At 64.4% G+C, this 15371-nt stretch carries 1 protein-coding gene; it reads right to left on the bottom strand.

Annotated features, from left to right (window positions below; all coding sequences use genetic code 11):
• Positions 1–69: 69 nt before the first annotated feature.
• The gene (locus AB1286_RS19375; protein ID WP_430364783.1) at positions 70–15351 is read right to left on the bottom strand and encodes an SDR family NAD(P)-dependent oxidoreductase; all 15282 of its coding nucleotides are present in this window, start codon (positions 15349–15351) and stop codon (positions 70–72) included.
• Positions 15352–15371: the final 20 nt, after the last annotated feature.

Below are 15371 nucleotides of genomic sequence, written 5' to 3'. Positions count from 1 at the left end.
CCGTTCCATCCTTCGTGCACTCGTCGCGCAAGGGCGACGAGATTGACTATCGGGACTACTCGCGTACGTTCAGACCGTCGGCTGGCCGACGCGCCGGTGCTGCGCCAAGAATTGCTTGGGGGACTTCATCGCGGGAGGCGGCAGCGAGACGATAGGCGCCACCGGGGCAAGCTCCACTCGCTCTTGCCGATTCACGCCCAACGCGAGCGCGACCGCCGGCCGCGTCGTTTTCACGAACGCTGCGCGCTCGACCGGTGCGGCCAACAGCCGTTCCAACACCTCCATTGCCTCCGGGGGCTCGATGGAGCCGAAGCCCATCTGTGTCATACGCTCGCGATAAGCTGCCGAGGCCACCACGCCCACACTGCCCCAGTAGCCCCAGTGCAAGACTTTCACCGGATAGGGCAAGGCGCGCAGTTGGCCGGCGTACGCGTCCGCGAAGCAGCATCCGGCTGCGTAGTTGCTTTGGCCGGGCGCTTTCATGAAGCTTTGCAGCGACGAAAAGAACACGAGGAAATCCAGGGCCTCGCGGCCGAACGTCTCGACGAGATTGACCGCGGTCGCGGCTTTGGCCGATAACGCCGCTTCGAACGTCGCCTCTTCCATATTCGCGAGGCCGCGGTCGGCCAGCACGATCGCCGAATGCACGACGCCATGAATCGCGCCGAAGCGCTGCATCGTCGATGCGTGCGCCCGGTCCATCGCATCGCGATCGGTCGCATCGACTTGCAGATAGACGGGACGCGGACCGAACGCGGCCAGTCGGTCGCATTGGAGCGAGATCGCCTCCGTCTGCGCGCGGCGGCCGAGCCATACCAGTTGCGCGCGATAGGTCCGAACGAGGTAGTCGCTCAACGCCATACCGATGCCGCCCGCGCCGCCCAGCACGACATAGATGCCGCCCTCGCGATAGGCCGGCTGCGACGCAACCTGCAATGCACAGGGCAAGAGTCTTTGTTCGTACCAGCGCCCGGCGCGCCACGCGCGCGCGTCGCCGGCCGCGTTTGCCGGCTGGGACAGCAGTTCCGCAAGCGCGAGGTGCTTGCCGTCGGGCAAGTCGAGCAAACGCAAGCGCCAGTTCGGATATTCCTTGGCGAGCGATCCGATCAATCCATGCACGCTAGCCTGCTCCGGGTCCGCGCCGTCCTGCGGCCAAACGGCCTGCGCGCGGCGCGTGACGACGGTGAGTTCGAGCGTGCGCGCGCCATACCCCAGCGCAAGCAGCGCCTGAATCAGCTTCAGCCCCATGACGGCGGGCTTCGCTTGCGTCGACGACACTTGCCACACCAGATGCTCGAAGGAATGCGCGCCGTGCAGCCGTTCGATCAGTTGCTCGCGCGTGTCGGATGCCTTCCAAACCAGCCAGGGCACACCGGCAATCGCCGACGACAGATCGTCGCTCAACTGCACCACTCGCGACGGCACTGCCTCGTGGAGCGGGACTGCCGGCGCGGGCACCGGCTCCCATACCGGCGCCAACGTCAAATCGCCGAACGGGGGCGATGCCGGCGATGTCTCGGCCATGGTCGATTCCGATGCAATGGGGTTCGTCGCGGCGTTTCGCTGTTGCGTCGCTCGGATCCTGACGCCGTCCAGCGTCAAAGCGATGCGGCCTTCATCGTCGGCGATCGTCACATCCAGCGTCGACACGCCCGATTGCTCGTTGCGCCGCACGAGCGCATAGCCCGTGCGCGGCAACTCGCCCCATGCCTGCACGGCGCTTACCGCGAACGGTAGCGCAAGGTCGTCGGCGTTCGCCGCTAGCCCGGCGCTCGCCTGAAGGGCGGCATCCAATATGCTCGGCAGCCATTGCATGTCCGGTGTATCCGCCGACGACGGACAGGCGAAGCGTGCCAACACCGTGGCATCGCCGACTCTTAGCGTTCGCAATGCTCGGAACGTCGGACCGTATGCGATGCCCGCCGCATCGAAGCCTGCGTAAAACGCCTCGATATCCCATTCGCGGTTGCATGCGTGGGCGATCGAGGCGACGTCCAGCGGCTCGGGCCCGACACTCTCGCTTGCATCGACGATCGAGGCCCATCCTTGGCTGTATGCGGTTGCCTCATCGGACTGCTCTCGATAGATCTCGAACGCGATGCGGCCATCGCGCTCTTCGCTGAGCCTTATATGCACCTCCAACTCGCCATCGACGATCAACGGCCGAATCCAGCTCACCTGCTCCAAGCGAATCGACGCGTCCACGGCCTCTCGGCCTAAAGCAAGTCTGATCGCGGCGCGAGCCCACTCCAATTGCGCCACGCCGGGCATCACATGCCGACCGCGAACCTTGTGATCGCGTAGGTAAGACGCCTCAGCGGTCAGCACCGTGCTGTAGCGCTGTTCGCTGAACTCGGAACTATTGCGGTGAATCATTGGATGAAGCGCAGCAATCGCCTGCCGCTTCGCCGACGACACGATGGGCGTCGTCGCGTCGGGCGCCCAATAGCGCTCGCGTGCGAACGGATACGTCGGCAAACTCAGCCGACGCGGGCGCGTTTGTTCGTATAGCTTGTGCCACGCGATCGGCGAACCCCGCACCCAAGATTCGGCGAGCATGTCCGCGTTCCCTGCCACGAGCCACGCGTCGATCGCTTCACGCGATTCGGCATCGACGAACATGGATTCGGTCAGACCCGGCTCGCCTTTGACGACACCCTGGTAGCTACCTTCGGATGCCTTTTCGCCACGCATGCACCGCTCCAGTGCTTCCTGCAATTGCGCGACCGATTCGACTACGAGCGCCAAGCGCACACGCAATCCGTCGCGGCCGGTCTGTAGCGTGTAAGCCAGATCGATAAGCGCCACTTCGTTGTTCGCCAAGTGCGCATGCAGCCGCCGCGCTTGTTCCCGGAGACGATCTTCGTTGCGCGCCGACAGCACCACAACGACCGGCCCTTGCGATGCCGCCGGTTCCAGCGTCGATATCGCCTGCGCTTCGCGGTACTCCTGCACGATCAAGTGAGCATTGGAGCCGCCCGCGCCGAACGACGAAAGCCCGGCCGTCAGCGGGTACTCACGCTCGATGCCGTCGTCGAGCGCAAGCACGGGACGCTGCCACTGCTGCGTCGAGCGTTGCACGACGAACGGCGTCGCGCTGAAGTCGATATGCGGGTTCAACGTGTCGCTGTGCAAGCTCTTCACGAGCTGGCCGTGCTTCATCTGCAACAGCACCTTCGTCAGCCCCGCCATACCGGCTGCGCTTTCGCAATGCCCCACGTTCGACTTGGCCGAACCGATCGCGCAGTACTGCCGATCTTGCGTGAGCGCACCGAACGCCTGCGTCAGCCCCGCGATCTCGATCGGATCGCCCAGCGACGTACCCGTGCCATGCGCTTCGACATAACTGATTGCACGCGGATGCACGCCCGATTGCCGCAACGCATCGGCAATTGCCTTCGATTGCAACTGCGGATTGGGGACCGTATATCCGTTCGTCTTGCCCCCGTGATTGATCGCGCTCGCCTTGATCACGCCGTAGATATGGTCGCCGTCGGCCTGCGCCTGCGCCAGCGACTTCAGCACCACGGCACCCACGCCCTCGCCCGGCACATACCCGTCGCCGCCTTCGCCGAAACTCGTGCAACGCCCGTCGCTCGACGCAAACTGCCCTTGCGAGAGCAGCCGATACTTGTTCGGATGAATCGAGACGTTCACCCCGCCCGCGATCGCCACCTTGCATTGGCCTTGCTTCAAACTCTGGCACGCCAGATGAATCGCCGTGAGCGACGACGAACACATCGTATCGATCGCGATGCTCGGTCCATGGAAGTTGCCGAAGTACGAAACGCGGTTGGCGATCGATGCCGCGCTGCCGCCCAAGGACAACCCGCCTTCCTGCTCCTGCGCCTGCGCGCCGTAAAGCTGATATTCGAGGTACATCACGCCGACGAACACCCCGACGTCGCCGCCCTCGCCCAACTGTGCTCGCGTATAGCCCGCATCCTCCAACGCACCATGCGCGCACTGCAAGAACAACCGCTCTTGCGGGTCCATCAACTGCGCTTCGCGCGGCGAGATGTTGAAATACAGCGGATCGAACTCATCGACGCCGTTCAAGAAGCCGCCCCAGCGGCTGTAGCTCTTGCCCGGCACGCCCTTGTTCGCGTCGAACTCGCGGCGCCAATCCCAGCGTTGCTCGGGGATCTCCGTGATGCAGTCCACGCCGTTCAGCAAGTTGGACCAGTATTCGTCCACGCTCTCGGCTTGCGGATAACGCCCGCTTAGGCCGACGATCGCGATATCCAGCGACTGCGATTCCGGTTGCCCCCGCCCTTCCGAGCGATTGCCGCTCGGCTCGGCCGCGCCTCGGCGACGCACCGATCGCCTCATATCCTGCATCGACGCAATGCCGGAAGCAGTGGCATCGATCGACGCTACCGCCATCCCGCTCGCGAGCGCAGGAGACCTATCGAGCAGCGATACAAGTTGCTCCGTATGCTGACGCAGGAAATACTGCGTCAACGCCGCGATCGTCTGGTACTCAAAGAACAGCGTCTTCGAAAGCGGACCGAAGGCTTGCTCGAGATCCTGCGTCAGCGTAATCGCCAGCACCGAATCGATACCGTATTGCTCGAGCGGCGCTTGCGCGTCGATTCGCTGCGGCGGAAGTTTCAAGCTGCGCGCCAACAGCTGCACGACGTACCGCTGTGCCGCCTCCTCCAGGGAAGCGGCCTGCACGCTAACGGTCAGCGTTGCTCTCTCTTGAGGCTCCTTAGAGGCCTGCTCGGAATCCGCTCCGGCCGTCGCGCGCCAGGCATCGCGTGCGTTATGCAGCAGCCGTTCACCCTCTCCGTGCAGCACGAGCACATGCGAGCCGCTTTGCGCCAAGGCCCGGTGGAACGCGTCGACGCCGGCGCGCCGCGGTAGCACGCCCATGCCTTGCGTGCGGCGCATATGCGCCTGCGCCTGGGCCGATACCCGCATTCCCCCTTCGGCCCATAACGGCCAGCTCACCGAAACGGTTCGACCGTGCCGATCGCCGTGTACCACCAAGGTTTCCCGGTAAGCCGCGAACGCATCCATGAAACCATTGGCCGCCGCATAGTCGCTCTGGCCCACATTGCCCAGGACGCTCGCGGCCGACGAGCACAGCACCATCCAATCCAGTTTCACGGCGCGAGTGGCGTCGTCCAACGCCACCGTGCCCGCCACCTTCGGCCGCAGTACCTGCGCGATTTGCTCTTGTGTCTTATGCGCCAGTAAGCCGTCGTGCAATACGCCGGCAGCGTGGATCACGCCGTGCAAACTGCCGTACCGCGTGACGATTTCATTCGCGAGCGCTTTCATCGCCTGCGCGTCGGTGACGTCGGCCTGCCGGTATTGAACCCGCGTGCCGCGCTCGCGCAGACCGGAGAGAAAGACCTCTTGTTCGTGCGTCGGCACACCGCGACCGCTCAATACGAGTACCGGTTCGTGCACCGCTTCCACCACCGCCTGCGCGAAAACGCGACCCAACCCGCCGAGGCCGCCCGTAATCCAGTAGACACCTTCATCGCGCCATGACACCGGTGCCGGTGCTTCAGCGTCGAACGCGCATTGCTCGTACAACAACACTGAACGCTGCCGCGGATCGTCGCGCACCACCGGGGCAGGCTCGATGGCATACGCTTCGGCGCGCAGGCGCGGCGCGAGTTCGCGCCAATCGCACACCTGCACCACCTGGGCGATCAATCGCGGATACTCTTGCCGCGCGCTACGCAGCAAGCCACCCAGACCTTGAGCCACGCTGTCCTCGCCGCTAGCCGGTACCACGAGTTGTACCAACAGCGCATCGTCCTTCGCATCGGCGATCCATTCCTTCACGTGCTGCATCAATTGCAGCGCATACGCTTCGTACCGTTGCGGCAATGAACCATCGGCGTACAGGAAGACATGACGAGCAGACGGCAGGTGTTCGGCCAATTCGAGCGAGAACGCGTCGCGATCGGAAAGCCCCGACGGCGTTTCGTCTCGGCAAATCACGATTAGATGCCGTTCGCGGCGAACGACGCGCCCACTCGCCGGCAGCGCCTCGGCCCGCCATTGCGGTGCCATCAGGAGCGTTTCGACCGGTGTCGGGCGTTGCGCCTCGCGGATGCTGACGCCATCGAGTTTCAACGCGATGCGGCCTTGCTCGTCGGCGATCGCGATGTCGAGCGTCGACGCCCCCGCGCCCTCGACGCGCCGTACCACCGCGTAACCGGAGCGGGGCACCGGCCCGAGCGCACGCACCGCATCGACGGCGAACGGCAAGGCCAATTCGTCCGCGCTCGCGGCGAGACCGATACTCGCTTGCAGTGCGGCATCGAGCATGCTCGGCGTCCACTCCAATCCCGCCGAATGCGCGCCATCTGGACACGCGATGCGCGCGAGCGCAAGCGCATCGCTTGCTTTGAGCGCCTGCAAACCTCGGAACGTCGAACCGTATGCCAGCCCCGCTGCCTCGAAACGCGCATAGCACGATTCGATACTCAGTTCGCGATCGCACGCGTGACCGATCTCGGCGAGATCCAGCCATTCGGCCTGAGCGTCTTCGTCGCCATCGGCGATCGCGGCCCATCCTTGGCTGAACACGACGACATCCCCCGCTTGCTCGCTATAGATCTCATAGGCAACGCGATTGTCTTGGGTATCGCTGAGACCGATGTGAATCTCGCACTCGCCGTCGACGATCAACGGGCGCATCCAGCTCACCTGCTCCAATCGAATCGACGAACCTGCCGCCGCCACGCCCAATGCCAATCGCACCGCCGCGCGCGCCCATTCCAGTTGGACGACGCCCGGCACGACATGCCGTCCCAGCACCACGTGATCGCGCAGATAGAACGCCGCGTCCGTGAGCGTCGTGCTATAGCGCTGCTGGTGCAGGTCCGATGTATTGCGGTGAACCAACGGATGAAGGCGTGCGGCCGAGCGCGTCGAAGCATGCCGATCGCCGGCCGCGCTATCGGGCACCCAATAGCGCTCGCGTGCGAACGGATAGGTCGGCAGGCTCAAGCGGCGCGGACGCGTTTGTCCATACAGCTTGTCCCACGTCACCGAAAGACCTTGTACCCAGAGTTCGGCCAGCTTCGCCAACTTGCCCCGCGCGATCCATTTTTCGATCGCTTCCTGCAATTCCTCATCCGCCGCGAATGCGGCCATCGCGCTTTGGCCGCTCTTGACGTCCCCGGCGTATAGCCCCTCGATCGCCGTTTCGCCGCGTAGATACCGTGCAAGCTTTTCGCGCAATTGTTCGGTCGAGGCGACAACCACAGCGAGACGCGTTCCCATCGCCTCACGCCCCACTTGAAGCGTATAGGCCATGTCGGCAAGGTGCGCGTCGGTGCGTTCGAGGTGCGCAAGCAACTGGCGCGCATGGTCGCGCAAACGCTCCTCGTCGCGCGCCGACAGCACCGCCACGACGGGACCGTCGAACGAGGCCGTTACCCGTGCGTCATCGGGAGGCAGATACTCCTCGAGCACGACGTGCGCGTTGACGCCGCCGAACCCGAACGAGCTGACGCCCGCGCGGCGCGGCAGCGCCATACCGACCGCGTCGCTTAGGCGCTCCCACGGACGATCCATATCCACTACATAGAACGGACTGCCCTCCAAATCGATGCGTGGATTGAGGGGCTGCGCGTTCAACGTCTTGACCAATCGACCGTGCCGCATTTGGAGCAACACTTTGATCACGCCCGCGACGCCCGCGGCGAGTTCGAGATGCCCAATGTTGCTCTTCACCGAACCGATACCGACACTTGCGCGCGTCAAGGGCGCATCGCCGGCCAAAGCGTTGAATGCGCGGCGCAGGCCCTCGATTTCGATCGGATCGCCGAGCGCCGTGCCTGTCCCGTGCGCTTCGATGTAGCCCACCGTGCGCGGATCCACGGCGGCGTCTTTGAACGCGCGCTCGATCAAACGCGCTTGGGCAACCGGGTTCGGCGCCGTGAGCGAGTTCGCGCGTCCGCCGTGATTCTGTGCGCTGCCCACGATCAACCCGTAGATATGATCGCCGTCGCGACGCGCGGCGGAAAGCGGCTTCAGGAACAGCATGCCGACGCCTTCGCCGCGAACATAGCCATCGGCACGCGCGGAAAACGTCTTGCAGCGCCCTTCGGGACTCAACATGCCCGCTAGACCGAAGCTTTCTTGCGCGTCTTTCGAGAGCAGCGTATTCACTCCGCCCACCACCGCCTGATCGCACTCGCCGCTGCGCAGCAGCGCCAGTGCGCGGTGAATCGCGACCAGCGAGCTCGAGCATGCCGTCTCGACGGGCTCGCTCGCTCCGTGCCAGTTCAGCCAATAACTCATCCGGTTGGGGCCCATCGAGCCGACGAGCCCCGCCGCGCTCGATCCGGTCACGGCTTCGCCCGCGCCCGCGAGCAGTTGTCCATAGCCGCTTTGGCCGGTACCGACCAAGAGCGCGGTGGCGCTACCGGAAAGACTTTGCACCGAATAGCCGGCGTCTTCGATCGCTTTATGAACGTAGGTCATGAGCAGGCGCTGCTGGGGATCCATGGCCTGCGCCTCGCGTGGCGAGATACCGAAGAAGAGCGGATCGAATTCGTCGATGCCGTCCAGCACGCCGGCCGGATAGGCTCGCTCGGCAAGGTCTTCCCCCCATCGCCAGGACGGCACTTCGCCGATGCAATCGCGCCCTTGGCTAAGGTTCGACCAGAACGTATCGATATCCGGCGCCTGCGGAAAACTTCCGCTGATGCCGATAACGGCGACCGGTTCGGCATCCATGCCGGCGCGATCGGCCAACGCGGGCACCACTCGAGCGCGCCGATCGAGGCGTCCACGCCTCGCGCCGGTTTGCCCGACGGGAGGCATGGCCGGGGTTCGAGCCGGCTTGGGCGCTTCGTTGGAGACGAACGCCTTGGCAAGGGTCCCGCCGTGCTCGACGACCAAAAACTGAGCAAGTGCGGCGATCGTCGGTGCCTCGAATAGCGCAGTCGGGCTCAACGGCAAACCGTAGCGGCCGTTCAACACATCGACGAAGGTCGTCGCCTTGATCGAATCGAAGCCGAACTCGCTAAACGGCGTTTGACGTTCGAGCTCGTGCGCCGCGATCTGCAAATGCTCCGATACGAGTTGCGTTATCGCGCGCTCGACCTGGGCCGCCAATGCTGCATCGCTCGACCGTGCCGAGGGGTCTTCCGTGGGAGCGTCGAGCTCGGTGCGCATCGCCGCCGTTTCCGTTACGCCTGCCTCCGCTGCCGCCGGCACGGTGCTCGCCGCGATATGCCACGCGTCACGCACGCCTTGCAGCAACCGTTCGCCTTCTCCGTGCAGCACGAGCACTTGCGCAGCGCCTTGCCGCAGCGACGCGTGTAGCGCCTCGATTCCAGCCGGCGACGGCAGTGCATGCATCCCCATCGCCCGACGCATGTGCGCTTGCACGTCGGGCGACACCTGCATGCCGCCCTCCGCCCACAACGGCCAATTGATCGAGACGGTTCGGCCATACCGGCGCCCCACTCTCGCCAGTTCTTCTCGATAGGCTGCATAGGCATCCATGAAGCCATTGGCGGCCGCATAGTCCGTCTGCCCCGCGTTGCCCAGCACGCTTGCCGCCGACGAACACAACACCATCCAATCGAGCTTTACATCGCGAGTGGCCTCATCGAGCGCCCACGTTCCCGCCACCTTCGGCGCTAACACCTGCGCCATCTTTTCCGGCGTCTTGTGCATCAGCAAGCCGTCACGCAACACGCCGGCGCTATGGATCACCCCGTGCAAAGCGCCGTAGCGCGAAACGGTTTCATCGGCGATCGTTTTGACGGCCGTCGCATCGGCGACGTCCGCCTTCCGATACACCACTCGCGCACCGTGGCCGCGCAGCTCGGCAAGAAACGAGTCATGCTCTGGAGCCGGTACACCTCGTCCGGTTATCACGAGCACCGGTTCGCGCACCGCTTGCGCGATCGTTCGCGCGAAAACCCGCCCAAGTCCACCCAGGCCGCCGGTGATCCAATAGATGCCGCCATCGCGCCAGGTCAACGGCGCACCACGCTGCGTATCGAGGCCGCATCGCGCATACGACAGCACCTCGCGTCCATCGGCGCCGTCCCGCACGATCGCTGCCGGTTCGGCAGCCTCCGCCTCGGCCTGCAATCGCCGCGCGAAATCTCCCGGTCCCGTCACGTGAACGACTTGGGCGACTAATTGCGAACATTCTCGCCGTGCGCTGCGCAATAGGCCGCCCAGTCCTTGCACAAGCGCGCCCTCTCCGCTGGCTGGAACGACCAATTGCACGAACAAAGCACCGCCGGCCGCACGCGCGATCCAGTCTTTCAAACGCGCCATCAATTGCTGGGCGTACGCTTCGTAGCGTTGCACGACCGAACCGCTCGCTTGCAGCCGGATGCAATCGGCGCCGTCCATCCTCAGTTCGCCTTCGTGCGGCAAAGCCTCGTCGCAAACGACGACGGCATGCACCGCATAGCGAGCCGATGCAATACCCGGGCCGAGCGGCTGAGCCTCCCAGCGCGGCGCCAGCAGCAGCGTTTGCGCGGGCGCCGGTTTGTCCACGGTGCGAATGCTCACGCCATCGAGCTTCAAGGCGACGCATCCTTGCTCATCCGTTATCGTGATATCGAGCTTCGGCGTGCCCGAGGTCTCGATGCGCCGCACGATCGCATAGCCCACGCGAGGCGTCTCGCCCCATGCTCGCACCGCCTGCACGGCGAACGGCAACGCGAGTTCGTCGGCTTGTGCCGGCAGCCCCGCACTTGCCTGGAGTGCGGCGTCCAAGATGCTCGGCGTCCATGCCAACTCGGGCATCTCGGCCGATTCGGGACATACGATATGGGCCAGCACGACGGCATCGCCGGCCTTGACCGCCCGCAAGCTCCGCAGCGTTGGACCATAGGCGAGGCCCGCGGCATCGAAGCGCGCATAGCACGCCTGCGCGTCCAACTCGCGCGAGCAGGCGTCGCCGATCGCAGCGAGGTCCAACCGCTCGGGCAGTGCTTCGCCCGGAGCCTCGACTACGACTGCCCATCCCCGGCTATAGATGCATTGCCCGTCGGCTTCGTCGCTAAAGATCTCGTAGGCGATACGCGCGTCTTGCTCTTCGTTCAACGCGATGTGCACGTCCAATTCGCCATCGACGATCAAAGGACGAAGCCAACTGACCTGTTCCAGGGCAATCGCCGCACCTTCGCCTTCCTCGCCTAGCGCCAGCTTCGCGGCCGCGCGCGCCCATTCCAATTGCACCACGCCCGGCACCACGCACTGCCCGCGCACCACGTGGTCGCGCAGATAAGGCGCCTCATCGGTCAGCAAGGTGCTGTAGCGCTGGCCGCTCAACGCCGAACTATTGCGATGGACCAGCGGATGCAGCCGCGACCCCCAGCCCTCGGAAACCGATCGTCCCGCATCTTCGCTTCGCGCCGATTCGAGCACCCAATAGCGTTCGCGCGCGAACGGATAGGTCGGCAGACTCGATCGTCGCGGGCGCGTCGATCCGTAAAGCTTTTCCCACGGCACGGCGAGCCCCTGAACCCACACCTCGGCCAGCTTGCCGAGCTTGCCCCGCGCGATCCATTTTTCGACGGCCTCTTGCCACTCCTCGTCCGCCGAGAATGCCGTCATCGCACCTTGGCCGCCTTTCACATCGCCTCGATACAGATCTGCGATCGGTTGGTCGCGCCGTGCGTACCGTGCCAGTTTCTCGCGCAACTCGTCGACCGAAGACACCACCAACGCGAGCCGAGCCGACATCGCCTCGCGACCGGCTTGCAACGTATAGGCGAGGCTCGACAGGTCTAAGGTATTGCGCTCGAGATAGGCGGCAAACCGCTGCGCCTGCTCGATCAAACGCTCCTCGTTGCGTGCCGACAGCACGACGAGCACTGGCCCCTGGGCGGAACGCGATTCGCGCGCCGAGGCAATCCTCGTCTCGCGATACTCCTGGACGATCAGATGCGCATTGGCGCCGCCCGCGCCGAACGAGGACAAGCCCGCCGTGAGCGGATACTCGCGCTCCGTCCCGTCGTCGCCCTTCAGAACGGGGCGGTGCCACGTTTGCGTCGCATGTTGGACCACGAACGGCGTCGCACCGAAGTCGATGTGCGGGTTCAATGTGTCGCTGTGCAAGCTCTTCACGAGCTGGCCGTGCTGCATCTGCATCAGCACTTTCGTGAGTCCCGCCATCCCAGCCGCGCTTTCGCAATGGCCCACGTTCGACTTCACCGAACCGATCGCGCAAAACTGCCGCTCTTGCGTGAACGCGCCGAACGCTTGCGCAAGGCCCGCGATCTCGATCGGGTCGCCCAGCGACGTACCGGTGCCATGTGCCTCCACATAGGTCACCGCGCGAGCGGGCACGCCCGATTCGCGCAACGCTTGCCCGATCACTTGCGCCTGCAACTGCGGGTTGGGCACCGTGTAGCCGCTCGTCTTGCCGCCGTGATTGATCGCACTCGCCTTGATCACGCCGTAGATGTGATCGCCATCGGCGCGGGCTTGGGCAAGCGGCTTGAGCACCACGGCGCCGACGCCCTCGCCGGGCACGTAGCCGTCGCCGCCCTCGCCGAAACTCGTGCAGCGCCCGTCGCTAGACGCGAACTGCCCCTGCGCGAGCATCAGATATTTGTTCGGATGGATCGTGACGTTCACCCCGCCCGCGATCGCCACCTTGCATTGCCCCTGCTTGAGGCTCTGGCACGCCAGATGGATCGCGGTCAGCGAGGACGAGCACATCGTATCGACGGCAATGCTCGGTCCGTGGAAATTGCCGAAGTAAGAGACCCGGTTGGCAATCGACGCCAGGCTGCCGGATGAAGCCATCGGCGTCCCTTTCGCGTGGGCCTGCGCACCATAGAGCTGATACTCCTGGGACATCACGCCGACGAAGACGCCCACGGCGCGCAGCGCTTTCTCGCCTTTCGCGGCGGCAACCAACGTCTCGCGCGTGTAGCCGGCATCTTCGATTGCGCTGTAGGCGCATTGTAGAAAGAGCCGTTCCTGAGGGTCCATGGCCCGCGCCTCGGCTGGCGCGATGTGGAAGAACAGCGGATCGAACTCGTCCACCCCGCGCATGAACCCGCCCCACTTGCTGTAGGTCTTGCCGGGCTGCCCCCTTCTTGCATCGAAGTACGGCGCATGGTCCCAGCGTTCGGCGGGAATTTCCGTGATGCTGTCGACCCCATCGACCAAGTTCGACCAAAAGGCGTCTACGTCGTCGGCCTGCGGGTAGCGGCCGCTGATTCCGATCACCGCGATGTCGCTGTCGGAAGAGGCGTCGAATGGCGTCGGACCTCCGGCCGGATCGGCACCGGGCACACTCGCGAACGATGCGTTCGCGAGCGTCGACGGCTGTTTGACCTCGTGCAAGGTCGCGTTCGTCACCGCCGCGAGCACGGCCCCGTCTTCGTCGATGAGGCTTGCGTCGAAGGCGGCGAAGTCCGACCGTTTAACGCGCATCCGTACGAGCACATAGAAACGCTTCGGCACCGGTCGATGGAGCACGATGCGCTCGATCGCGAGCGGCACGGTCATCTCCGGCGAGGACGACGACCCACCGAGTTCTTCGTCCAAGTAGTAGCAGGCGCACAGCGCCATCGGGTCGAGCACGTAGTCGCGCACATCGTCCTTCGCCGCATCGGCATAGGCGCGTATGCGCAGCAATTGGGTCGATTCGTCCACCCGCCAGGCCGCTTCCACCGTGCGCAGCGAAGGGCCGATCTCGAATGCGCGGGTGCGCGCATAAAGGCGAGCGATGCGTTCGTCGTCAAAGCGCGTTGCGCCGCTTATCAAGCTCGGCAGGTCGATCGATTCCGACGTACCGGATGCCGCACCGACCATATCGCCGTCGCAACACCGCATCGGCTCAGCACGCCCTCGGCCGCGATAGTGCACACGAAACGCCTTACCGTGCTCGGTATCGTCGAAGTCGACTTGGATCTGCACGCTGTCGCCGGCAGGTATCGTGACCGGGCCACCGCGAAAGCGAATGTGCTCCAGTTGCAACGGTAAGCGCGCACCGAACCGCTCCACGTACGCTTGCAGCACCAGGCAGGGATGCGTCACGCCCATCAGCGCCGGCTGGCCTAGCACACGATGGTCTTGCAAGAACGGATCGCTTTCGGCGAATCGAAAAACACGCGCTTCCGATGGTTCGGCCTCGGCCGAATCCGCATCGTCCAAACTGCGTTTCCCCTCGACGGATGAAAGCCCGTTCACCTCGGTCGCGTTGCGTTGCACGAGCGACGAGAGATGCTCGGCCAAATCGGCCAGCGTCACATATTCGAACAACAGCGTCGGCGAGAGCGGCACGGCGAACTTGGCTTCGATGGCCTGCACGAGTTCGAGCATACCCGCCGAATCGATGCCCATCTCGTAGTAGCTCATGCGAACGTCGATCTCTTCGGGCGCTTGTCCGAGCCTTTGCGCAAATAAGGTTCGCAGGAACGATTCGATCTGTGCGCTACCTGTACGCCCCGAGTCGATCGTCGCTTCGATCGCTTCCGGTTCGATCGCTTCCGGTTCGAGCGCGGACGGCTCGCGCTTCGCAACGGACGCATGCCGTCCCGCATCGGCAATCCCTACGCCATCGCGCACGCGCTTCCCGGCCAAGTTCGTCAACTGCGCGACCTTGCGACCGCTTCGGTCGAAAAACACCAACGTCAAATAGCTCAGCTCGTTGACGTGGCGCACCGACGAGCGCGCGATCCGTGCGATGCATGCCTCCTGCAACAGCGCGTTCGCCTCGAACGCTTCATAGAACAACGGCAATCCAAGGACCAGATCTTGGTCTGGGTCGAACCACGCCGAAGCCGCGACGCTCGCCGCAACCGCGCTAGCATCGAGCAAAGCCGGATGAAACATCATGTGCTCGGCGCTGCTCAACGCCGGCGCGCTCAACTCGCATTCCACATAGAGCGCGTCATCCGTCAGGTGAACCTGTCCGGACGGCCGCATGAACGCATCGTGGACGAGCTCGAGCGAGCGGCAACGCGCGTAGACGTCTTCGAGATCGAGCGTTTGCGTGACCGCGGCCATAATCTGGCTCCGATCGATAACCTCATCGAATACGCTCGCCTGCGAACAGTGCATTTGAGCCGTCACGTATCGCATCGGCTCGCCGTGTGCCGCGCCGCCCCGATACGGCCGCCCCGTAATCTCGATTTGCCACCGTCCCGGCTGCGCCTCGGTGCATGCCACCGCGAGCAGGACGCCCTCGGTCTCCCCGACTCGCAAAGGGCGATGGATCGAGACATTGCGCAACGCGAGCGAACGGGGATCGTGGCCGGCATCGCGAAAAATCTGAAAGATCAGATCGATATAGGCCAACCCCGGCAGCAAGGGCTGCCCAAGCACCCGGTGGGCGCTGACCAAAGGGTTGTCGATATCCACCAGCCTGTAATCGATCATCGTGCGTTTCCTCAAGAAGA

It is taken from the genome of Trinickia sp. NRRL B-1857, assembly GCF_050470685.1.
Taxonomy (GTDB): Bacteria; Pseudomonadota; Gammaproteobacteria; order Burkholderiales; family Burkholderiaceae; genus Trinickia.
The sequence above is the reverse complement of the archived record's forward strand: the minus strand, read 5'-3'. Positions and strand labels throughout refer to the sequence as shown.